The sequence below is a fragment of the Stenotrophomonas sp. GL_111 genome (assembly GCF_057835245.1).
Genome location: NZ_CM174421.1, coordinates 277,565 through 298,482, shown reverse-complemented (window position 1 = coordinate 298,482; position 20,918 = coordinate 277,565). Strand labels below are relative to the sequence as shown.

General features: G+C 67.9%; 20 protein-coding genes. 4 read left to right on the top strand and 16 right to left on the bottom strand.

Annotated features, from left to right (window positions below):
* The first annotated feature begins 109 nt into the window (after positions 1 to 109).
* The 3 genes from AC3IPM_RS01285 (at position 110) to AC3IPM_RS01275 (ending at position 2,920) form a co-directional block, all read left to right on the top strand.
* Complete coding sequence (locus AC3IPM_RS01285) at positions 110 to 535, top strand: organic hydroperoxide resistance protein (RefSeq protein WP_489302125.1); 426 nt, start codon at positions 110 to 112, stop codon at positions 533 to 535.
* 146 nt (positions 536 to 681) lie between these two features.
* Complete coding sequence (locus tag AC3IPM_RS01280; protein ID WP_489302124.1) at positions 682 to 1,107, top strand: lysozyme inhibitor LprI family protein; 426 nt, start codon at positions 682 to 684, stop codon at positions 1,105 to 1,107.
* A 37-nt stretch (positions 1,108 to 1,144) separates the two neighbouring features.
* Positions 1,145 to 2,920: a peptidoglycan-binding protein gene (locus tag AC3IPM_RS01275; protein WP_489302123.1), complete on the top strand. Its 1,776-nt coding sequence runs from the start codon at positions 1,145 to 1,147 to the stop codon at positions 2,918 to 2,920.
* 130 nt (positions 2,921 to 3,050) lie between these two features.
* Here AC3IPM_RS01275 and mmsB read toward each other — a convergent pair whose 3' ends face one another.
* From mmsB to AC3IPM_RS01250, 5 genes are read right to left on the bottom strand one after another with little or no spacing between them, the layout of a single operon-like run.
* Complete coding sequence (mmsB, locus tag AC3IPM_RS01270) at positions 3,051 to 3,941, bottom strand: 3-hydroxyisobutyrate dehydrogenase (protein WP_489302122.1); 891 nt, start codon at positions 3,939 to 3,941, stop codon at positions 3,051 to 3,053.
* Positions 3,938 to 5,113, bottom strand: coding sequence for an enoyl-CoA hydratase/isomerase family protein (locus AC3IPM_RS01265; protein ID WP_489302121.1), 1,176 nt, complete (start codon positions 5,111 to 5,113; stop codon positions 3,938 to 3,940). Before AC3IPM_RS01265 ends, mmsB begins: the two co-directional genes overlap by 4 nt.
* Complete coding sequence (locus tag AC3IPM_RS01260; RefSeq protein WP_489302120.1) at positions 5,110 to 5,907, bottom strand: enoyl-CoA hydratase; 798 nt, start codon at positions 5,905 to 5,907, stop codon at positions 5,110 to 5,112. Before AC3IPM_RS01260 ends, AC3IPM_RS01265 begins: the two co-directional genes overlap by 4 nt.
* Complete coding sequence (locus AC3IPM_RS01255; RefSeq protein WP_489302119.1) at positions 5,904 to 7,058, bottom strand: acyl-CoA dehydrogenase family protein; 1,155 nt, start codon at positions 7,056 to 7,058, stop codon at positions 5,904 to 5,906. The genes AC3IPM_RS01260 and AC3IPM_RS01255 overlap by 4 nt, the downstream gene beginning before the upstream one ends.
* A gap of 24 nt (positions 7,059 to 7,082) precedes the next feature.
* A complete protein-coding gene (locus AC3IPM_RS01250; protein ID WP_489302118.1) occupies positions 7,083 to 8,588 on the bottom strand; it encodes a CoA-acylating methylmalonate-semialdehyde dehydrogenase in 1,506 nt (501 codons plus the stop codon).
* 111 nt (positions 8,589 to 8,699) lie between these two features.
* Here AC3IPM_RS01250 and AC3IPM_RS01245 point away from each other — a divergent pair, with 111 nt between their 5' ends.
* Complete coding sequence (locus AC3IPM_RS01245; RefSeq protein ID WP_489303988.1) at positions 8,700 to 10,070, top strand: helix-turn-helix domain-containing protein; 1,371 nt, start codon at positions 8,700 to 8,702, stop codon at positions 10,068 to 10,070.
* A gap of 85 nt (positions 10,071 to 10,155) precedes the next feature.
* Here AC3IPM_RS01245 and AC3IPM_RS01240 read toward each other — a convergent pair whose 3' ends face one another.
* The 11 genes from AC3IPM_RS01240 to AC3IPM_RS01190 form a co-directional block, all read right to left on the bottom strand.
* Positions 10,156 to 12,045 carry an RpoH suppressor gene (locus tag AC3IPM_RS01240; RefSeq protein ID WP_489302117.1) on the bottom strand — a complete coding sequence of 630 codons (1,890 nt, stop codon included), beginning with the start codon at positions 12,043 to 12,045 and terminating at the stop codon, positions 10,156 to 10,158.
* An 82-nt stretch (positions 12,046 to 12,127) separates the two neighbouring features.
* Complete coding sequence (locus AC3IPM_RS01235) at positions 12,128 to 12,667, bottom strand: lipocalin family protein (RefSeq protein ID WP_489302116.1); 540 nt, start codon at positions 12,665 to 12,667, stop codon at positions 12,128 to 12,130.
* 10 nt (positions 12,668 to 12,677) lie between these two features.
* Positions 12,678 to 13,751 carry an SAM-dependent methyltransferase gene (locus tag AC3IPM_RS01230; protein ID WP_489302115.1) on the bottom strand — a complete coding sequence of 358 codons (1,074 nt, stop codon included), beginning with the start codon at positions 13,749 to 13,751 and terminating at the stop codon, positions 12,678 to 12,680.
* Positions 13,748 to 14,545 (bottom strand): DUF1295 domain-containing protein, encoded by a 798-nt coding sequence (locus AC3IPM_RS01225; RefSeq protein WP_489302114.1) that lies wholly within the window; start codon positions 14,543 to 14,545, stop codon positions 13,748 to 13,750. The genes AC3IPM_RS01230 and AC3IPM_RS01225 overlap by 4 nt, the downstream gene beginning before the upstream one ends.
* Positions 14,542 to 15,099, bottom strand: a complete 558-nt coding sequence (locus tag AC3IPM_RS01220) for a DUF2878 domain-containing protein (RefSeq protein WP_489302113.1) — start codon at positions 15,097 to 15,099, stop codon at positions 14,542 to 14,544. The genes AC3IPM_RS01225 and AC3IPM_RS01220 overlap by 4 nt, the downstream gene beginning before the upstream one ends.
* 1 nt (position 15,100) lies before the next feature.
* A complete protein-coding gene (locus tag AC3IPM_RS01215) occupies positions 15,101 to 16,357 on the bottom strand; it encodes a class I SAM-dependent methyltransferase (protein ID WP_489302112.1) in 1,257 nt (418 codons plus the stop codon).
* On the bottom strand, positions 16,354 to 17,121 hold the full coding sequence (locus tag AC3IPM_RS01210) for a DUF1365 domain-containing protein (RefSeq protein WP_489302111.1): 768 nt from the start codon (positions 17,119 to 17,121) through the stop codon (positions 16,354 to 16,356). Before AC3IPM_RS01210 ends, AC3IPM_RS01215 begins: the two co-directional genes overlap by 4 nt.
* Positions 17,118 to 18,398 carry an NAD(P)/FAD-dependent oxidoreductase gene (locus AC3IPM_RS01205; protein ID WP_489302110.1) on the bottom strand — a complete coding sequence of 427 codons (1,281 nt, stop codon included), beginning with the start codon at positions 18,396 to 18,398 and terminating at the stop codon, positions 17,118 to 17,120. Before AC3IPM_RS01205 ends, AC3IPM_RS01210 begins: the two co-directional genes overlap by 4 nt.
* A gap of 1 nt (position 18,399) precedes the next feature.
* A complete protein-coding gene (locus tag AC3IPM_RS01200) occupies positions 18,400 to 19,359 on the bottom strand; it encodes an acyl-CoA desaturase (protein ID WP_489302109.1) in 960 nt (319 codons plus the stop codon).
* 149 nt (positions 19,360 to 19,508) lie between these two features.
* Positions 19,509 to 20,294: an anti-sigma factor gene (locus AC3IPM_RS01195; RefSeq protein ID WP_489302108.1), complete on the bottom strand. Its 786-nt coding sequence runs from the start codon at positions 20,292 to 20,294 to the stop codon at positions 19,509 to 19,511.
* The gene (locus tag AC3IPM_RS01190; protein ID WP_489302107.1) at positions 20,291 to 20,860 is read right to left on the bottom strand and encodes a sigma-70 family RNA polymerase sigma factor; all 570 of its coding nucleotides are present in this window, start codon (positions 20,858 to 20,860) and stop codon (positions 20,291 to 20,293) included. Before AC3IPM_RS01190 ends, AC3IPM_RS01195 begins: the two co-directional genes overlap by 4 nt.
* Positions 20,861 to 20,918: the final 58 nt, after the last annotated feature.

Genomic DNA, 20,918 nt, shown 5'->3' with positions numbered 1-20,918 from the left:
CGGACTTCTGATCAAGTTTGATAGACGAAATGTAACCCAAAGCACCCACGAAGGCGTCAAAGTAGACCTCGCCAACTGGCCCCTTCCTTTCACACCGCAGGAGATTCCCATGTCCATTGCCAACGTTCTGTACACCGCCCAGGCCACTGCCAACGGCGGCCGCGACGGCCGCGCCGTCTCCTCCGACAACGTCCTGGACGTGCAGCTGTCGACCCCGCGCGAGCTGGGCGGCGCCGGCGGTGCGGGCACCAACCCGGAGCAGCTGTTCGCCGCGGGCTATTCGGCCTGCTTCCTGGGCGCACTGAAGTACGTGGCCGGCCAGGCCAAGGTCGCCCTGCCGGCCGAGACCCAGATCACCGGCAAAGTGGGCATCGGCCAGATCCCGACCGGTTTCGGCATCGAAGTGGCGCTGGAGATCTCGGTGCCGGGCCTGCCGCGCGAGCAGGTCGAGGAACTGGTGCAGAAGGCCCACATCGTGTGCCCGTACTCCAACGCCACCCGCGGCAACATCGATGTGACCCTGACCGTGATCTAAGCCGCTTCGGCGCCTTTGAAACGGACCCACGGCGGGCCGGGCATTGCCTGGTCCGCCGTGCGCGTTTGCGGCGTCAAGAATGTGACGGTGACAGTCAGCCAGGCTTCGTATACTCGGCCTCCAACTATGGAATGGTGGAGTGAAGCATGCGGGCCAAGTACATCCGATCCTCCCTGGCAGCACTGATGCTGGCTGGTCTGGCCGCTACTGCCACAGTGAATGCCGCCCCCGCCGCCTCCGCCAAAGGGGTCAGCGCGACGTACACGACCTGCGAACAGCAGGCGCATGGCGCGATCGAACAGGCGGCCTGCATCTCGCAGGAACGCACCCGCCAGGACCAGCGCCTGAACCGGGTCTACAAGCAGCTGCAGACCAAGCTGGATGCCTCGCGCAAGGCGAAGCTGGTGGCCGCGCAGCGCGCGTGGCTGAGCTCGCGCGATCTCGATGGCCGCCTCGAAGCGGTGCTGTATGACGACTCGCAACCGGGCAACCTGCAGGGCAGCGAGACCGACATGCTGCGCCTGAGCGCACGCGCCGACCAGCTGCAGACCTATCTCGACCTGCTCAACTGAGCCGGCGATACCCTCTTCCGATACAAGGACGTATGTGATGCCTACCAACATCGACACCCGCAACCTGGACGCCACTTCCGGCGCGGTCTACTTCTCCGTGGGCCGCGGCACCGAAGGCGGTCCGGCGTCCTACCACCTGGCCATCGCCGGCATCACCCAGGGGCTGCGTGAGCCCGACTGGGGCGTGGTCAGCAGCGTCGCGCAGAACAGCGGCTACAGCCTGGGCGCGATCCAGGTGGATTTCGGCCAGCGCGGCGATTGGGCGCTGGGTGCGATTTCCGGCCGTGCGCTGCAGCCGGGCGAGAAGACCTACGTCGATGCGGTGATCGGCCAGGCACAGGCCTATGCAACCTCGCACAATCTGCCCTTCACCCGCGACCACGCAGACCTGCGCGCCGACCTGCTCAGCCATGGCAACGGCCTGCAGGAACGTACGTCCATCCGCTTCATCGACAAGGACACCCGCGACAGCATCAACGCCTGGGCCGGTTCGGATGAAGGCAAGCAGTGGATCCACACCAATATCGATTACCCGCAGGTGCGCAACGCGACCAAGACCGCGATGGACATCGTGGACAAGCACGGCAGCCAGATCAGCGAAGACCATCGCTTCGAGGCGATCAGCCTGCTGGCCAAGACCGCCAACCAGCTGCCCAGCCAGTTACCGCGCCTGCAGAAAGTGCTCCAGGACGGCGGCGACTACCAGGCGCTTCGCGATGAAGCCACCGCGATCCGCGGCACCTACAAATACTACGACGGCCCCAAGGCGGCCGACATCGCGGTGACCTACGAGGACGCCTACGCCACCAACAAGGACGCGATGGACCGCGCCCACACCAAGGTGAGCAGCGCAGGCTATTCGCCCGGTGGCGAAGGCCAGGATGCGGACATCCGCACCGCGCTGGCGCATATCCAGCCGCCGGCACGCGCGGCGGCCTCGCAGGTGCTGAAGGAGGGTTCGCAGGGCCGGCAGGTGGGCAAGCTGGAAGACAACCTGTCGGTGCTGGGCTACACCGGTGCCGAGGGCAAGGCGTTGAACGCCGACAAGCGTTTCGACGCCGATACGCACGCAGCGGTGGAGTCATTCCAGCGCGCGCACGGCCTGGAGCCGGTGGACGGCAAGGCCGGCCCGGCGACGCTGGCGGCGATCGACCGCGAAGCGCGCCAGCTGCAGACCGAGCTGGCCGCGCAGGGCCACACCGATGCCAAGGGCCGCCCGCTCGGGGTCGATGGTCATCTGGGTGCGGGCACCCGCGAGGCGATGACGTCCTATCAGAATGCACACGGACTGGAGGCGACCGGCGTGGTCGATGCGGCAACCCGCGCGGCGATGGCCACGCCAGTCGAACCGGGCCGCGAGACGGCTACGCCGACACCGACACCGACACCGACGCCCGCCGAGGCTGCGCCGGGACGTCCACTGTCCGATGCCGGCCACCCGCAGCATGTGCTGTACATGGAAACGCTGATGCGCGTGCACGAAGCCGAAGAGGCCCGTGGCATTCCGTCCGGCCAGCACAGCGAGCGGCTGGCAGGCGCGTTGACCGTGGAAGCGGTGCGTGCCGGCCAGCACACCATCGACCGGGTGGAGTTCAACCAGGATGGATCGATGGCACGTACGGTGCAGGCCAATGCGATGCGCGACGAATCGGCGATGAACCGCAATGGCGCGCCGGTGCCGACCGCCGAGGCGGTGAACCAGTCGTTGCAGGAAAGTGGTGAGCGCGCCCAGCTGGCCAGTGACCAGCAGCGCGAGCAGCGCCAGATCGACCAGCAGACCCAGCAACATGGGCCGCGCACGGCGATGGCCTGAGGCAGCATAAAAATGGGCGGCTGCCTGGCTTGATCGCCTGGCAACCGCCCATCCCACCGCGGTGGATCCCGGGCAAGGCCCGGGATGCGTCTGGTTCCCGGTGTGGGCGACCGCGATGCGGTCGCCGGGGTTACTTCTCGCTCGTTACCAACTGCACGACGCTGGAGAAATCCAGCTTGCCGCGGCCCGCCTGGTGGTTCATCGAGTACAGGTTGCGGGCCAGTTCGCCGAGCGGAATCGAAGCGCCGACGCTCATCGCCGCTTCCACCGCCAGGCCCATGTCCTTGAGCATCAGGTCGCTGCCGAAACCGCCGCTGTAGCCGCGCGAAGCGGGCGCGTTGTCCAGCACGCCCGGCCACGGGTTGCACACTTCGGTGGCCCAGCTGCGGCCGGTGCTGACCGCCATCATCTGCGACAGCACCTTCGGGTCCAGCCCGTGGGCGACGCCCAGCGCGATGGATTCGCCTGTGACGGCCATGATCACGCCCAGCGCCATGTTGTTGCACAGCTTGGCAACCTGGCCGGCACCGCTGGCACCGACATGGAAGATGTTCTTGCCCATCGCCTGCAACAGCGGGCGGGCGCGCTCCAGCGCATCGGATTCACCACCGACGATGAAGGTCAGGGTGCCGGCCTGCGCGCCCGCGGTGCCACCGGAGACCGGTGCATCCAGCATCTGCAGGCCGCGTGCGGCCGCCGCTTCGGAAACCTTGCGCGCAGTCGCCGGGGCGATCGTGCTGCAGTCGATGACCAATGCGCCACCGGGAATATCGGCGAGCAGGCCGTCATCGCCCAGGTACACGCCTTCGACGTGGCGGCTGGCCGGCAGCATCGAAATCACGATCTCGGCATTTGTCAGCGTATCCAGCGCGGAGGTTGCGGCGGTGGCGCCGGCATCGACCGCCGCCTGCACGGCAGCGGGGACCAGATCGAACACGCGCACGGCGTGGCCGGCCTTGGCCAGGTTGGCGGCCATCGGGCCACCCATGTTGCCCAGGCCAATGAATGCGATACGGCTCATGCGAGGCTCCTTTCAGGGACGGTGGCACCCAGGTCGGCCAGCGGATGCGTGGCGTTGGACCAGGGCGAAACGAAGAAGGTATCGGCCCACGCCGCCGTGGCCTGCGCCAGCGTGCGTGGCTGCCATTGCGGGTTGCGGTCCTTGTCGACCAGCAGCGCGCGGATGCCTTCGGCGAAATCGCCGTGGGCAGCGCAATGCAGCGCGGTGACGTACTCGAAGCGGTACACCTCGGCCAGCGATGCACCCGCGGCACGACGCTGCAGTTCGAAGGCCAGCCGTGCCGAGCCCGGCGCCCCGGCGGCGAGCGTGGCTTGTGCCGCCTGCAGCCACGGGTCATCGGTCTGCAGCGCGGTGATCCGCTCGACAATCGCGGCGAGGTCATCGCCCTCGCACAGCGCATCGATGCTGGCGGCGTTGCGCAGCAGCGGGCCGGTGGCCGCATCGCTGGCGTGCTGCTGCAGCAGGGCGCTGAGCTGTTCGTGGTTGCGCTTGGCCACATCGCTCCAATGCACTTCGGTAAGCGCGGCGAACACCGCCTCGCGCTGTGCTTCGGCGATATGGATATCGGCCATGCCGGCGTAGATGGCATCACCAGCATTGAGCGGTGCGCCGGTCAACGCCAGGAAGCGCCCGCCCTGGCCGGGCACGCGTGGCAGCAGCCAGCTGCCGCCGACATCCGGGAACAGGCCGACGGTGATTTCCGGGAAGGCCAGCTTGGAGCGCTCGCTGACCACGCGATGGCTCGCACCGGACATCAGGCCGATGCCACCGCCCATGACGATGCCATGGCCCCAGCACAGGATCGGCTTGGGATAGGTGTGGATGGCGTAGTCGACGCGGTATTCGACGTCGAAGAATTCGGCGGCGTAGGCGTTGTCGCGGATATCGGTACTGCCCGCGTCGCGGTAGGCCAGCATGCTGCGATACAGGCTGTGCAGATCGCCACCGGCGCAGAAGGCTTTTTCACCTGCACCCTGCAGCACCACCAGCGCGATGCCGGCATCGCTGGCCCACGCATCCAACCGCTCGCGCAGCAGGTGCGCCATCGGCAGCGAGAACCCGTTGAGGGTGCGCGCGGCGTTGAGCGTGGCGATGCCGATGCGCTTGCCGTTGCCGGCGCTGCGCTCTTCGAACAGGACCGGGGCTTCGTCGCTGGCGGCGACGGTGCTCATGCGTTCTTCCACTGCGCGGCGCGCTTGTCCAGGAAGGCGTTCACGCCTTCGGCCTGGTCGGCGCTGTCGAACAGGTCGACGAAGGCTTCGCGCTCGGCGACCAGCGCCGCAGCGTGGGTGCCGGTGCGGGTGGCCTGCACCAGCGTCTTGCAGGCGGCGATGCTGGTCGGGCTCTGCTTGCCCGCCTTGTGCGCCCACGCCAGGGCCAGGGCCTTGGCTTCGCCCTTGCCGACTTTTTCCTCGGCCAGGCCGATGCGTACGGCGGTTTCGGCATCGATGCGCTCACCGAGCAGGATCATGCGCTTGGCCCACCCCTCGCCGACCAGACGCGGCAGGTTCTGGGTGCCGCCGGCACACGGCAGCAGGCCGACGGTGGCCTCCGGCAGCGCCACCTGGGCGTGGTCTTCGATGATGCGCAGGTCGCAGGCCAGCGCGCATTCCAGCCCACCGCCCATGGCGTAGCCGTTGATCGCGGCGATGGACACGCCGCGGAACGCCGACAGGGCTTCGAAGGCTTCGCCGAAGCGGCGTGCCGCTTCACGTGCAGCGGCCTTGTCGCCGGAGGCGAACTGCTTGAGGTCGGCACCGGCGGAGAAGAATTTCTCGCCGTCGCCGGTGATCACCAGCGCGTAGATGTCCTTGTCCGCACTCAACGCACCGACCAGGTCGCGCAACGCCGACAGGCTGTGCACGGTCCAGGTATGCGCGGGCGGATTGTTGAGCGTCACCACCGCGACGTGGCCATCGACTTCGACCTTCAGGCCAGTGTGTTCGTGCGTGCGCCAATCCATCATCGCAGTTCCTCTTCGGTGTTGAGCAGGTGGCGGGCAACGATCACCCGCATGATCTCGTTGGTGCCTTCCAGAATCTGGTGCACGCGCGAATCGCGCAGCAGGCGTTCGATCGGGTATTCGCGGATGTAGCCATAGCCGCCGTGCAGCTGCAGCGCGTCGTTGCAGATGTTGAAACCGGCATCGGTGGCGAAGCGCTTGGCCATCGCGCACCACACATTGGCATCACTGGCACCGGCATCGAGCTTGCGCGCCGCGGTATGCACCATCTGCCGCGCGGCGACTAGTTCAATGGCCATGTCGGCGAGCTTGAACTGCAGTGCCTGGAACTCGGCCAGTGCCTTGCCGAACTGGCGGCGCTCGCCCATGTAGCGGCGTGCGGCGTCCAGCGCGCCCTGCGCCGCGCCCAGCGAGCAGGCGGCGATGTTGATGCGGCCGCCGTCCAGGCCCTTCATCGCCAGCTTGAAGCCGCCACCCTCCTCTCCCAACAGGTGGCTGACCGGCACGCGCACGTTCTCGAAGGTGATGCCGCGGGTGGGCTGGCTGTTCCAGCCCATCTTCTCTTCCTTGCGGCCATAGCTGATGCCCGGCAGGTCCGCCGGCACCGCAATGGCACTGATGCCGCCGGCACCGGCACCGCCGGTACGCGCCATCACCACCAGCAGCTCGGTGGCACCGGCGCCGGAAATGAAGGCCTTGGACCCGTTCAGTACGTAATGGTCGCCATCACGCACGGCCGTGGTTTTCAGCGACGCCGCGTCCGAGCCTGCGCCCGGTTCGGTGAGGCAGTACGAGGCCAGCTTGCTGCCCGAGGACAGGTCGGTGCCCCAGGCAGCGCGCAGGCTGTCCTGGCCCCACTTGGACACCATCCACGAGGCCATGTTGTGGATGCTGATGTAGGCCGCGGTGGACGGGTCCACGTTGGCGAGCTCCTCGATGACGACGGCGGCGTCCAGACGGCTCAGGCCGCTGCCACCGACCTCGGGGTCCATGTACAGGCCACAGAACCCGAGTTCCCCGGCCTTGGCGATCGCCTCGCGCGGAAAGATGCCCTCCGCATCCCATTGCGCGGCGTGCGGCGCCAGTTCGGCCTGGGCGAAGTCACGCGCCGCCTCTCTATAGGCCTGCTGCGCTTCTTCGAGTTCCGTCGTCATCGAGTGGCTCATGGTCGAACTCCCTTACTTCAAGCTGATCGTGGTGTTGACGCCGTGGCCCAGCGTCTCGTCGTCGAACCAGCGCGAGGTGATCGTCTTGGTCTGGGTGTAGAACATCACCACCTGCTTGCCATACGGGCCCAGGTCGCCGAGCTTGGAGGCGCGCGAACCGGTGAAGGAGAACAGCGGCACCGGCACCGGAATCGGCACGTTGATGCCGACCTGGCCGACGTCGATGTCTTCCTGGAACTTGCGTGCGGCCGCGCCGGACTGGGTGAACAGCGCGGTGCCGTTGCCGTTCGGGTTGGCGTTGATCAGCGCGATGGCATCTTCCAGCGTGTCCGCTTCGAGGATCACCAGCACCGGCCCGAAGATTTCCTCGTCGTAGATGCGCATGCCCGGCGTGACGCCGTCGAAGATCGTCGGGCCAACGAAGTTGCCCTTCTCGAACCCATCGACCTGCGGGTTGCGGCCGTCCAGCACCAGCTTGGCGCCCTGCTCCACGCCCGAGGCGATCAATGCTTCGACGCGCTCACGCGCCGCGCAGGAGATCACCGGGCCGACGTCGGTCCCGGCGACGCCGCCGCCGCTGACCTTCAGGGTCTTGGCCTTGGCCACCAGGTCGGGCACCCACGCGCGGGCTTCGCCGACCAGCACCAGGGTGGAGGCGGCCATGCAGCGCTGCCCGGCCGCACCGAAGGCGGCACCGACCATCGCGTTGAGGCTCTGTTCCTTGTTGGCGTCCGGCAGCACCACGGCGTGGTTCTTGGCGCCCATCATGCACTGCACGCGCTTGCCGGCCAGCGAGGCGCGGTTGTAAACGTGGGTACCGACGCGGGTAGAGCCGACGAACGAAACGGCCTTGATGTCCGGGTGGTCGCAGATCGCGTTGACCACTTCTTCGCCGCCGTGCACGACGTTGAGCACGCCCTTGGGGATGCCCGCTTCCAGCGCCAGTTCGACCAGGCGCATGGTGACCATCGGGTCCTGTTCGGACGGCTTGAGGATGAAGGTGTTGCCCGTTGCAATGGCCATCGGGAACATCCACAGCGGAATCATCGCCGGGAAGTTGAACGGGGTGATGCCCGCGCACACGCCCAGCGGCTGCAGCAGGGTGTAGGTGTCCACGCCGTTGGCCACGTTGTTGGCCAGCTCGCCGAGCTGCAGGTTGCCGATCGCCGCTGCGTGCTCGACCACTTCCAGCCCGCGGAACACATCGCCTTCGGCGTCCGGCACGGTCTTGCCCTGCTCGGCGCTGAGGATGTGCGCCAGCTCGCTCATGTTTTCGCGGATCAACTGCTGGTACTTCAGGAAGATGCGCGCACGGGTGCCGATCGGCGTCTTGCGCCAGGTCTTGAAGGCTTCCTTGGCCGAGGCCACGGCAGCATCGACTTCACTGACGGTGGCGAACGGCACCTGGGCCAGGACGTCCTGGGTGGCCGGATTGACCACGTTCTGCCAGTGCGAGCTGGCCGATTCGATGAACTGGCCATCGATCAACATACGGATACGGGGCGCTGCAACAGTCATGACAATTCCGGCGGGTGCGAAAGTTATTGGCATTATTCACACCACCACGCTCGATTTCCGGGCTGTATACGCTTAATCTGGCCAATGCCCGCTACGATTATTGTGAATTCTGTGAATAGCCAGCTGCCCCAACGCCAGATCGGCCTGCGCCTGCTGAAGTTGCGTGAGCAACGTGGCTACAGCCAGGTGGCGCTGGCGCGGGCGCTGGGGCTGTCGGCCAGCTACCTGAACCAGATCGAGCGCAACAAGCGCCCGCTGACCCCGGCGGTGCAGAGCCGTCTGCACGAGGTGTTGGGCGACGTTTCCGGGTTGTTCGACGTGGATGAGCCCGGCGCGCTGCAGGAATCGCTGGGCGAGACCCTACGCGACCTGGGCCTGGACGATGTCAGCAGCACCGAGCTGCGCGCGATGGCGGGCAACCTGCCGCAGATCAGCCGTGCCCTGCTCGACCTGCACCGCCGCCACCTGATGCTGCGCGAGCATGCCGCCGCGCTGGAGTTCCAGCTCGGCGACGTGCATGCCGGGCAGGCGCTGCCGGCCGGCGACCAGGTGCGCGATTTCTTCAACCGCATGCACAACCACATCCCGGAGCTGGATGACCTGGCCGAGCAGTTGTTCGGCGAATGGGGGCTGGTGGCCGGGCACGTGGCACCGCGGTTGCGCCAGCTGCTGGCCGACCGCCACGGCGTGCTGGTGGAGGTGGGGCCGCTGCAGGCCGGGCGCGAGAAGCGCGTCTACGACGGCGGCAGCCGCACGTTGTGGCTGCCCGACTACCTGGAGGCGGGCCAGCAGGCGTTCCAGATGGCCGCCGAACTGGCGCTGCTGGGCTATGCCGCACAGATCGACGCGGTGATCGCACGCGCGGGGTTCCGCGAACCGGAGCAGATCGCACAGGCCCGGATCGGCATGTCCAACTACTTCGCCGGGGCATTGGTGATGCCGTATGCGCAGTTCCTGCGCGCCGCCGAGCACAGTGCCTACGACATCGATGCGCTGGCGCATCGCTTCGGCGTGGGCTTCGAGGCGGTCTGCCATCGGTTGAGCACGCTGGCACGACGCAGTGCACCGGGCCTGCCGTTCTTCTTCATCCGCGTGGACCGCGCCGGCAATGTGTCCAAGCGCCACTCGGCCACCGACTTCCACTTTTCGCAGGTGGGTGGCTCGTGCCCGCTGTGGATCGTCTACGAGGCCTTCAACCAGCCCGGCCGCGTGTTGACCCAGACCGCACGCATGCCCGATGGGCGCCGCCATTTCTGGCTGGCGCGGCAGGTCAGCAGCGGGCCGGTGGGGCACGGGCAACCGCGCAAGACCTTCGCGGTGGCACTGGGTTGCGACCTGCAGCACGCCGAACGGCTGATCTACTCGCGCGGGCTGGATATCCAGAGCCCGGGCAACTCGGTGTCGATCGGCCCTGGTTGCCGGGTGTGCCCGCGTGAGGACTGCATGCAGCGTGCGTTCGCGCAGTTGCCTGGGCGGGCTTAGGGGGCATTGCGGCGCCGTTGCACCGCTGCCACGCATGGCGTGGCACTACCTGTGCCAGCCACGTTATGCGTGGTACGCGCGCGCCTCAATAGATCGGCGTCACCTTCATCTGCGGCAATGGCCGGGGCGCGCCTTCGGTGAGGTCCGGGCCGAGGTCTTCCCAGCTCTGGCCCTGCTCGACCATCATCCGCCACAGCTGCTGCGATTCACGGCGCTTGTCTTCCGAGCCCAACCGGTACGACGGCGGCGGTGGCTCGCCGTTGGCGACGCTGTCGTAGGCCCCCGCCCAGGCGACCACGCGCTGGGCCGGGTCATCGGTGCGTGCCACGTCGAGCGTATAGCGCTGATAGGCCGAGGCCAGATTGCGCCAACGGATCCAGTAGTGGTTCTCGAAGGAGAAATCGCAGAAGCGCTCGCCGGCCACGCTGCCCTTGGCCGCGATGCGGCTGAGCACGTCCTGCGCCATGTCCAGGTTCATGCCGCCCTCGTCGCCCTGCAGCGAGACGTGCACGATGCGGTCGCGGTAACCCGGTGCACGCGCCTGCAGCACATCGCGCCAGTTCTGCATGGTCGAGACGATGGAGAACAGGAAACCGGACATCTCCGCCGCTGCCAGCGGCTGGGCGATGGAATGGTAGCTGCGCTGCCAGCCCTGACGGTTCTCAGTGGGCAGGAACACCGAGCGCTCGATCTGCGCCACCTCGCCGGCATCGGCCGGGACGTTGCTGGCATCGGCATGCCGCGGGTAGGCCAGGTTGATGCCGAACGTGGGCCAGCGCGGCAGCGCCGCATCGAACAGGTGGATCGGGAAGTTGCTGCTGATGCCGCCGTCGGAGAACCAGCACACGCGGAACGCGGTGATCACCGGGCCGCAGTTCTGGCCGCCACTGGTCAGCCCTTCCATGCTGTCGGCGACGTTGCTGTTGTCGCGCCGCGGCACCGCCTCTTCGCCGGGCTCGCAGCGACGCTCGCGCCGCGCCGGCTCGTGCAGCGGCACCGCGCTGATCAGCAACGGGAAACTCAGGCTCATGCGGGTCGCCACCAGTACCGGCATCTGCTCGCCGTCGACCAGCCGGTAATAGTCGCGCCCGTCGACGCGCTCGGGCGCGCCGGCCTGGGCCACCAGCCAATCGACCACGTTGGCCGGGAACAACTGGGCGAATTCCTCGCGCACGAACCAGAAGTGCGCGGCATGGAACGGCAGGGTGCGCGGCTCGGAATGCGACACGCAGGTGGTGATCATCTGCAGGCTGATCGCGTGTGCGCCCACCGGCTCGCCGCCATAACGCGGGGCCTGATGCAGATCGCCAAACGTGAGCGGCTGGTCCAGCGGCTTGCCGGCCAGGGCCTGCAGGCGCTCGTGCAGCCAGTCGGTCAGCGCCGGCGCGGAGGCATCGGCCTGGGTGGCCCCACTGCACAGCCCCAACAGGTTGCGCCGCGCCACCCGCGCCACCCGCAGCGCGGCGGCCAGCACGCCGGCGCCGTAGGCGCACAACAACGACGGCAGCAGCGTGGCCACCACCCCATCGAAGCCGGCGGCAAGCCAGCCCGTACCCAGCAGCAGCGCCAGCGCCCCTAGCAGCTCCAGCGGCGCGATGGCGAACACCGCCGCCAGCAGGCAGGCGATCTTGCGCGGCAGGCTGGAGCGCCCGGTGAGCATCACCAGCAGGCGATAGGCGGTGCGCGCGCCGTGCGCCGGCTGGAACAGGCTGTAGATGAAGCCGCGCGTGGACAGCTGTGCCGATACCGCCGCCAACCCGGGGAAGCCCACCAGCTCGCCCACGTCCTGCCCGGCATGGCGACGGCGATCACCCAGTGCGGCGGCAGCGGCCACCGCAGCGGCGATGGCGCCTGCCGAGGTGCCGCCGATGCTCTTGAAACGGTATTCGCTGGCCAGTGACAGCACCGCGTTGGGATACACGATGCCGCTGGTGATGCCGCCCTTCATGACCAGATCGCAGTACTTGTCCGCCACGTCGCCACCCTCTGTCCGCCACCCGTGGGGACAGTATCGCCCAAGCCCTTCTCAGGGCCTGAGAACCACGCCGCAGAAGCGCTCAGCGCCCTGTCGAAGCGGACTGTGGCACCCGCCGCAGCTGCGACAGGTCGTAGCCCAACGCGGCGATCCGGGCCGTGGCGGCGCGGTAATCCTGATCGGATATCTGTGGGGTCCGCGCCATCAGCCACACGTAGTCGCGCTTGCTGCGGCCCACGATGGTCTGCTGATACTCCGCGTCCAGGTAGACCACCACGTACTCGGCCTGGATCGGCCAGATGAACTGCATGCCCCACACCGCGCCATGGCTGCCCGGCGTGACCGTGCCGACCGGATGCATGGTTTTCAGTGGCGCCTGGAAACTGCCCTTGCGGTAGCGGAAGGTGGTCTGGATGCGCCCATCCGGACGCAGTGCATACGACTCCACCGCATCGAAGGCCTCGCGCTCGGGGCGGCTGGGAATATGCGCGATCACATACCAGTCCCCCATGAAGCGCGGCACATCAACCTGCGCCACCGGCGGGATCGGGCGGGTGTTGCCGCCGCAGCCGCCGAGCAGCACGCCCACTGCCAACACACCCAACAACCCATGCATCTTCATGGCGGTGCCCTCAGTCGCGTGCAAACAGGTAGTGGGCCACCAGCCACTGCTGGCCCTGCTGGTAGCCGAACAGCTCCGCGCAGGCCATCCAGAACATCCGCCAGCGCTGGAACCACAACGCCGCGTTGGCCTGGCCATAGCACTGACGCAACACGGCCATCACCGCCTCGCGCTCGCCGTCCTGGTTGGCCAGCCAGTGGTTGGCGGTGCGCTGGTAATGGGTGCCGTCCAGCAGCCAGCGCTGCTGCAGCTGCAGATGCTGCTGGAAGCACAGCAGGGTGTCAGCGGCGGGCATCAGGCCACCGGTGAAGAAGTGCCGGCCCATCCAGTTGTCCTCGCCCTCGGTCTCGAACGGGTACATCACGCTGCGGTGCGCGAAGATGTGCACGAACAGTTTGCCGTCCGGGCGCAGCCAGCGCTGGATGCGCTGCAGCAACTGTGCGTAGTTGCGCATGTGCTCGAACATCTCGATGGACACGCAACGATCGAACGCGGCCGCATCCAGCACCAGGTGGTTGACGTCGCGGGTGATCACCGTGACGTTGCCCAGCCCGCGTGCCTGGCATTGCGCCAGGATGTGCGCACGCTGGCTGGCCGAGTTGGACACCGCCGTGATGCGCGCATTCGGATAGTGCTCGGCCATCCACAGGGTCAGCGAGCCCCAGCCGCAGCCCAGCTCGAGGATGTCCTGGCCATCGGCCAACTGCGCGCGTTCGCCGTACAGCGTGAGCATCGCCACTTCGGCCGCCTCCAGGCTTTCATTGCCGGTGGCGTAGTAGGCGCTGCTGTACTTCAGGCGTGGCCCGAGGCAGTGCTGGAAGAACGCTGCGGGAACTTCGTAGTGCTGGCGGTTGGCGGCATCCACATGCAGGGCCACCGCGCTGTGCGACAAGCCGGCGATGCGCTCGGCGAAGCGCTGCGATTGCGCCTGCACGCCACCGGCCAACTCCTCGCGCAACCTCGCCTCGCACTGGCGGCGGATGCCCAACCGCAGCAGCGCATCGGGCAGCAGGCCGCGCTCGGCCAGGCCGGTCAGCCCGTTGGCGTAGTCCGGTGCTGGCAGGTATTCACTGGCGACATTCACGATGACGACTCCTTGCGGGGGTGCGGAACACGGGAGGGAAACCACGGAAACAACATCGGGGTGGTGCGCTGGTAGTCGCGGTAGTCCTCGCCACGGCTGCGCAGCGCCTGCGCCTCGGTGAAGGGAATGCCGCTGACCCAGCGCAGGAACACGTACATCACCAGCGGCCCGGACCAGGCCAGCCACCACAGCGGTGACTGCACCGCCAGCAGCACGTAACTGAACCAGTGCAGCCACTCGAAGAAATAGTTGGGGTGCCGCGAATAGCGCCACAGCCCCTGCCGGCAGGTGCGGCCGCGGTTGGCCGGATCGGCGCGGAAGCGCGCCAGTTGGCGATCCGCCACGGTCTCACCGCTCACGCTGAGCAGCCACACCACGAGCGCGGCGATCATCCACCCCCAGGGATACGGCTGCGGGTTGTGCGCCACGGCCACGAACGGCAGCGCGAACAATACGATCAGCAGTGCCTGGAACTGGAAGAAGGCGAAGATCCACAAGGGATTGCCCTGCCAATGCCGGCGCAGCTGCTGGTAGCGGCCATCCTCGGGTTCGTGGCGCACGCGGTGCCACAGGTGCAGGGCCAGCCGCGCGCCCCACACGCCGCCCAGCACCGCCAACGCGATCCGCGGCCACAGCGCGCCGTCGCCCAGCCATGCCAGCAGCAACGCGGTGGCGGCCACGCCCTTGGCCCACAGCACATCGACCACGCCGATGTTCTGGTGGCGGTGTTGCCACCACCAGCCCCAGCTCATGATCACCGCTGCGTACAGCCAGACCCACCAGAGCAGCTTCATGGTGCCTCTCCCTGCAAGGTGACGGGGAGGGAGGCCGCACCGCGCTGCCAACGGCCCGCGCATGCCGCCAACAAAGGCAATGCCAGCGACCAGCCCAGCCCCAGCAGCACCAGCCCCTGCCAGACCGGTGCGGTGAACTGCACAGCGCCCCAGCCGCGCGCGGCCGACAGGTACGCCAGTGGCGCCAGCAGCAGGCCGACCAGCGCTGCCACGCGCAGGTGCCGTTGCAGCAGCGCCAGCGAGACCGTCACCGTCATCGCGAACGAGGCCCACAGCGCCAGAATCCACAGCGGTGACAGCCATGCCGGCGTGTTGCCGGCGGCATACAGCACCCGCCCACTGCCTGCGGCGATGCCATCGACCAGCAGGCCGCAGCCGATCGCCAGCGCCATCACCTTCAACTCCACCCGCGGCTGCGGCGACCACGCCAGCTGGGTGATCACGTAAACCGTTGCGGCCAGCAGCGCCGGCCAGCGCAGCCCACGCCCGGCGCCCACCACCGCGCACAGCCAGACCAGCTGGTTGCCCACCACATTGGCCCAGAAGCGCAGCATCTCAGCCGACCTCGCGCTGCAGTGGCGCGCGATACCCCGGCTTGGCCAGCAGCAGCTGCGAGACACCGATGGAGCGTTCCAGAAAACCGCCTTCGCAGTAGGCCAGGTAGAACTCCCACAGGCGGATGAAGCGCGCATCGAAGCCCTGCGCCCGCACGGCCGGCAGCTGCGCGAGGAAACGCCTGCGCCAGGCACGCAGGGTCAGCGCATAGGAATGCCCGAAGTCGTGCTGGCCGATCAGCTGCAGGTCGCTGCTGCGGGTCTTGGCCGCCATGATCGCGTTGAGCGCGGGAATGAAGCTGCCTGGAAACACGAAGCGCTTGATGTAATCCACGCTGCGCCGGGCCTGCTCGTAGCGCTGGTCTTCGATGGTGATCGCCTGCAGCAGGGCCAGCCCATCAGGCTTGAGCAGGCGGCTGAGCGTGGCGAAGTAGGTATCCAGGTACTGCGCGCCGATTGCCTCGATCATTTCGATGGAGACCAGCTTGTCGTACTCGCCCTCCAGGTCGCGGTAGTCGTTCAGCAGCAAGGTCACCCTGTCCTGCAGACCCGCGGCTTCAACGCGCTGTTTGGCCAGGGTGTATTGCTCCACCGAGATGGTGGTGGTGGTGACATGGCAGCCGATGTGCTGCGCCGCATACAGCGCAAAGCCGCCCCAGCCGGTACCGATTTCGATCACCCGGTCGGACGCGGTGAGCTGCAGCTGTTCGCAGATGCGCGCGAGCTTGCGCTGCGAAGCCGTCTCCAACGTATCGTCCGGTGCGGCGAACAGGGCCGAGGAGTACATCAGGTCGCTGGACAGGAACAGCGAGAAGAACGGATTGCCCAGGTCGTAGTGCGCGGCGATGTTGCGGCGGCTGCCCTCACGGGTATTGCGGCGCAGCCGGTTCCAGCCCTTGAGCAGCAGGCCACCGAGCCGAGCCGGCCCGCGCTCCATGCCATCGAGCAGGTCCCGGTTGCGCACCAGCAACTGCACCAGTGCGACCAGATCATCGCAGCGCCAGTCGCCGCGGATGTAGGCCTCACCCGCACCGACGCTGCCCTGTGCGGCCACCGCGCGGTAGAACGCCGGGTCATCCACCCACACCGTTACGCGCGGCAGCGCGGCTGGATCACCGAGCAGCACGTCACCGAGCGCATCGCGCAGGTGCAGGCTGCCGCCCTGCAGCGCGCCGAGCTGTACCAGCAGACGCTTGCGCAGGAACACCTCCAGCGCGGTGGGCACGGGCAGCGCGAGTGGCCGGGTCATGTCGTTCATGGTTGTTTTCCCGCAAGCGAAGGGTGGTCGTGGATGGGGTTGCGCTTGAGCCACAGGCGCAGTGCCTGCCAGTGGATGGCCGCCACCACCTGCAGGGTCATCAGCGGATAGCGCAGCAGCACCCGGGCCAGGCCGCGGCCATCGAGTGGATGCCGCTGCAGCGACAGCGCGGCGTCGAACTGGCGCACGCCCTCGCGCCAGACCTGCATGTGCACGTGCAGGTCCTCGCCCGGCGCGGTGAAGCGCCAGTGGTAGCGGCAGTCCATCGGCATGAACGGCGAGACGTGGAACTGCTTGTCGAACGACCAGGCCAGCGCGCGACCCTGTGCATCGGCCTGCGTCACCGGCAGCACGTAGGCGTGGCGCTCCTTCCACGGCGTGTTGGTGATCTCGGCCACGATGCTGTCCAGCGTGCAGCCGTCGGCGGCGTAGCAGTAGTAGAAGCTGACCGGATTGAACACGTGGCCGGCGTAGCGCAGGTGAGTGAGCACCCGGACCGGGCCCTGCGGGCGCTGCCCCAGCGCGGCGGCAACCCGGTCGCGCACGGCCTCGGCCAGCGGCTGCGCCGGATCACCCAGGTAGTCGCTGCGGCGGAATTCGGCCAGGTTGCGCCGGCCCACCGACCACAGCCAGCGGCCCTGGAACAGCGTGTCCAGTTCATCCAGGTCGATCAGCAGTTGTGCGGTGGGGTAGCCGAATGCATGCGCATGCGGCACATGGCGGCTGTGGTGCATGCGGCCACGGTAGATCGCGCTGGCGCTCATGCCGGCAACGCCTCGGACAACGGCCAGTAGGCCTCGGTATCCAGTGCCTGCAATGCATCGACCACGCGCCGTGCACTGCGGATGCCGTCTTCATGGAAGCCCCAGCCCCAGTACGCACCGGCAAACCAGGTGCGGCGCTGGCCCTGGATCTCGGCCCAGCGCTGCTGTGCACGCACCATTGCATGGTCATGCACGGGATGGTCGTACTGCAGGCGGCGCAGCACCTTGTCCGGATCGATCGCCGCGCTGCGGTTGAGCGTCACCACCAGCGGCGTCGGGGTATCCAGGCCCTGCAGCAGGTTCATGCAGTAACTGACCGTGCACGGTGCCATCGGATCGCGCGGCACGTGCGCATTCCATGCTGCCCAGGCCTTGCGGTTGCGCGGCAGCAGGCTGGCGTCGGTATGCAGCACCACCTCGTTGGGCTGGTAGCGGATCGCGCCGAGCACGGCGCGCTCGGTGTGGTCGGCGTCGGAGAGCAGGGCCAGCGCCTGGTGGCTGTGGCAGGCCAGCACCAGCTGGTCGAAGCCTTCCAGCCCCGCCGCGCTGTGCACACGCACGCCCTGCGCAAGCCGCTCCACGCCAAACACCGGGCACTCCAGCCGTTCGCGCACCTGCCAGCGCGCGCGTAGCGCCTTCACGTACTGCGCCGAACCTCCACGCACCACCCGCCACGGCGAACGCCCGGTGAGCTGCAGCATGTGGTGGTTGGCCATGAACTGCACCAGGTAGCGCGCCGGGAACGCAGCCAGGCTGGCGGTCGGCGAGGACCACAGCGCCGAGGCCATCGGCAGCAGGTGTTCTTCGATGAAGGCGCGCCCGTAGCGGCCATCGTTGAGGTAGTCGCCGAGCGAAGGCCCTTCGTCGTCGCCCTGCAGCAGCGCCGGCGCTTCCCGATAGAACCGGCGAAGATCGCGGAGCATGCCCCAGAAGCGCGGCGAGACCAGGTTGCGACGCTGGCAGAACAGGGTATCCAGCGAGGTCGCGTTGTACTCCAGCCCGCTACGCGCGCTGTGCACCGAGAAGCTCATGGTGGTGGGTTGGGAGGCCACGCCGAGTTCGTCGAACAACCCGGTCAGCAGCGGGTAATGAGCGGGATTGAAGACGATGAAGCCGGTATCCACCGCCAGCGCGCGGCCATCGATGTGCAGGTCGTGCGTGTGGGTGTGCCCACCGAAGTAGTCGTTGGCTTCGAACAGGGTGACTTCGTGCTGTTGGCTGAGCCACCAGGCACTGGCCAGACCGGCGATACCCGAACCGACGATCGCGATACGCATGTCAGTGCTCCGCCTTGGCCAGTACCCAGGCCGGTACCGGCTTGAGTTCGCGTACCAGGCCCAGTGCCGCCATCAGGCGCAGGCCGTACCAGGTGATGTCCACTTCCCACCAGTAGAAACCCTGGCGTGCGGTGCCCGGGAAGAAATGGTGGTTGTTGTGCCAGCCTTCGCCGAAGGTCAGCAGCGCCAGCCACAGGTTGTTGCGGCTGTCGTCACCGGTCGCGAAGCGACGACGGCCGAAGCGGTGCGCCAGCGAATTGATGGTGACCGTGGCATGGAACAGCACCACGGTGGAGATGAAGAAGCCCCACACCAGCATCTGCCCACCGCTGGTACCCAGCCCGGGCGCCACGTGCTGCAGCAAGACCCCCAACCCGAACAGCGCGGCCGCCAGTGCGATCGGCACCAGGGTGTCGAAACGGTCCAGCCAGCGCAGCTCGGGGAATTTCGCCAGGTCGGGAATCCGCGCCCAGTCGGTACGGAAGCCCTCGACGGTGAGGAACCAGCCCATGTGGCTCCACCAGAAGCCGTGCACGCGCGGGGAATGCGGATCGGCCGGGGTATCGGTGTGGCGGTGATGGTTGCGGTGATGCGCCGCCCACCACAATGGCCCGCGCTGCACGCTGGCCGCGCCGATCAGGGCGAACACGAACTGCACCGTGCGCGAGGTCTGGAACGTGCGGTGCGAGAAGTAGCGGTGGTAGAAGGCGGTGATCGCGAACATGCGCACCGCGTACAACGCCACCGCCACGGCCACCGCGACCCAGGACACCCCCACCCAGATCACCGCCACGCAGGCCAGGTGCATCGCCGCGAACGGGATCGCGCGTACCCAGTCCACGCGCTGCGGTGCGGCCTCGACCGGGGCGCTGCTGGCATCGGTATCGAACCAGCGGCGCACGGTGGCCCAGCCCGCCTGGAGGCGGGACCGGGAGACGGCCGGGGTGGTGCGGGACGGCATGTCGCGGATCTCCTGATGCGTTCAGCAGGAGATACGGGACAAGCGGCGCGGCGGATGCACGGATCCGGAGTTATTTTGTGCAGGCCACGTGAGCCGGGTGGCGACGGCGGCCCGCGCGGGTGTCAGCGACACCCACGCAGGCCCAAGGATTACAGGTTGGCGATATCGCCCTTGGCGATGATCGGCCCGGTCGGGACGCCCTGCGGCGCACCGCCCGACGGTTCCAGCGTGATCGCCAGCATCGAGCCGTTCACCAGTGCATCCCGCAGCGCATCGGGCACGGCCACGGTGTGAGCACGGTCGATCGAGACCAGGCCCAGCGAGCGCGGGGTACCACCTGCCGGAATCAGCCACAGCTCCGGCGCGCGCCCGGCGGCATCGGCCGCAGCCGGCACCGGCACCATCAGCACCTTGCCGTGGGCCTTGTCGACCGAGGCCAGCCAACCCGGGCTGCCATCGTCGTGCAGCAGCGGGGTGACCGGCTTGGTCGCCTGCTCGGGTTCGCTCGGGGTCGGCGGGGCGGTCGGCGTCACCACCACCGGCGTGGGGACCGGTGCGCTGGGCGCCAGCTCGCGACGGCTGAACACCGCCACCAGGGCCAGTGCGGCCGCCAGGGCGGTCATGCCCTGCCAGAAGCCGGTGCGTTGCCAGACCCGCGGTGGTGCCGTGGCCACCGACGGCCAGCCGAGCGCGGTGCGGATGCGCGGCCACAGATGCGCCGGCACCTCCTCGCTGCCAAGCGACTCCAGCAGCGGCGCCAGCCGGTTTTCCCACTGATGCACCAGCCGCGCGAAGCCCGGATCGCTGGCCACGCGCCGTTCGGCCTCGGCGCGTTGGCCGGCATCGAGTACGCCCAGCACGTATTCACCGGCCAGGATGTCGGCGCTCGGCGGTTGCCCGTCGTCGTGCAGATCGTGGAGATCGCGTGTGTTCATCGTTCCAGGCACACCCGTAGTTGGCCCAGCCCACGGCGGATCCAGCTCTTGACCGAACCCAGCGGCGAGCCGATCCGGCGCGCCAGTTCTTCATAGCTGGCGCCATCGAGGAAGGCCAGCCGGATCAGCGAGCGCCGACGCGGCTCCAGTGTCTCCAGGCACAGCTCCAGACGCTCGTGGTCGGACGCCTGCTCGGCGGCCTGCGCCGGTTGCGGGGCGAAATCCGGGATTTCCTCGGCCACCGACAGGTCGTCCAGCGGACGCGGCGGGGCCGCACGCAGACGGTCGATTGCGCGGTTGCGCGCCATCATCGACAACCAGGTCATGGCCGCCGCCTTGGCGCGGTCGAACTGCGCCGCCTTGTGCCAGACCGAGGTGAAGACATCCTGCAGCACCTCTTCGGCATCGCCGCGGTCGCGCAGCACATGCAGGCAGATCGCAAACAGGCGCCCGGAGGACAACTGGTAGACCGTCTCAAAAGCCTGGCGGTCGCCTGTGGCGACGCGCAGCAGCAGTTCGTCGAGGCGCTGTGCAGCACCGGTGTCGGCAGCGTCCAGCTCAGGCATCGCAAGCTCAATGTCGGCAAAGGGCGTACCGGCATCCTCCTTGCTCGCGGCGCTGGCT

What these genes read in the sequence shown, in the direction of transcription:
- AC3IPM_RS01280 (WP_489302124.1), top strand. Translation starts at nt 682, where the DNA reads ATGCGGGCCAAGTACATCCGATCCTCCCTGGCAGCACTGATGCTGGCT.
- AC3IPM_RS01200 (WP_489302109.1), bottom strand. Translation starts at nt 19,359, where the DNA reads ATGCCGTCCCGCACCACCCCGGCCGTCTCCCGGTCCCGCCTCCAGGCG.
- AC3IPM_RS01190 (WP_489302107.1), bottom strand. Translation starts at nt 20,860, where the DNA reads ATGCCTGAGCTGGACGCTGCCGACACCGGTGCTGCACAGCGCCTCGAC.
- AC3IPM_RS01220 (WP_489302113.1), bottom strand. Translation starts at nt 15,099, where the DNA reads ATGCTGCGCTTCTGGGCCAATGTGGTGGGCAACCAGCTGGTCTGGCTG.
- AC3IPM_RS01265 (WP_489302121.1), bottom strand. Translation starts at nt 5,113, where the DNA reads ATGAGCACCGTCGCCGCCAGCGACGAAGCCCCGGTCCTGTTCGAAGAG.
- AC3IPM_RS01225 (WP_489302114.1), bottom strand. Translation starts at nt 14,545, where the DNA reads ATGAAGCTGCTCTGGTGGGTCTGGCTGTACGCAGCGGTGATCATGAGC.
- AC3IPM_RS01275 (WP_489302123.1), top strand. Translation starts at nt 1,145, where the DNA reads ATGCCTACCAACATCGACACCCGCAACCTGGACGCCACTTCCGGCGCG.
- AC3IPM_RS01205 (WP_489302110.1), bottom strand. Translation starts at nt 18,398, where the DNA reads ATGCGTATCGCGATCGTCGGTTCGGGTATCGCCGGTCTGGCCAGTGCC.
- AC3IPM_RS01210 (WP_489302111.1), bottom strand. Translation starts at nt 17,121, where the DNA reads ATGAGCGCCAGCGCGATCTACCGTGGCCGCATGCACCACAGCCGCCAT.
- AC3IPM_RS01285 (WP_489302125.1), top strand. Translation starts at nt 110, where the DNA reads ATGTCCATTGCCAACGTTCTGTACACCGCCCAGGCCACTGCCAACGGC.
- AC3IPM_RS01260 (WP_489302120.1), bottom strand. Translation starts at nt 5,907, where the DNA reads ATGATGGATTGGCGCACGCACGAACACACTGGCCTGAAGGTCGAAGTC.
- AC3IPM_RS01195 (WP_489302108.1), bottom strand. Translation starts at nt 20,294, where the DNA reads ATGAACACACGCGATCTCCACGATCTGCACGACGACGGGCAACCGCCG.
- AC3IPM_RS01250 (WP_489302118.1), bottom strand. Translation starts at nt 8,588, where the DNA reads ATGACTGTTGCAGCGCCCCGTATCCGTATGTTGATCGATGGCCAGTTC.
- mmsB (WP_489302122.1), bottom strand. Translation starts at nt 3,941, where the DNA reads ATGAGCCGTATCGCATTCATTGGCCTGGGCAACATGGGTGGCCCGATG.
- AC3IPM_RS01255 (WP_489302119.1), bottom strand. Translation starts at nt 7,058, where the DNA reads ATGACGACGGAACTCGAAGAAGCGCAGCAGGCCTATAGAGAGGCGGCG.
- AC3IPM_RS01215 (WP_489302112.1), bottom strand. Translation starts at nt 16,357, where the DNA reads ATGAACGACATGACCCGGCCACTCGCGCTGCCCGTGCCCACCGCGCTG.
- AC3IPM_RS01235 (WP_489302116.1), bottom strand. Translation starts at nt 12,667, where the DNA reads ATGAAGATGCATGGGTTGTTGGGTGTGTTGGCAGTGGGCGTGCTGCTC.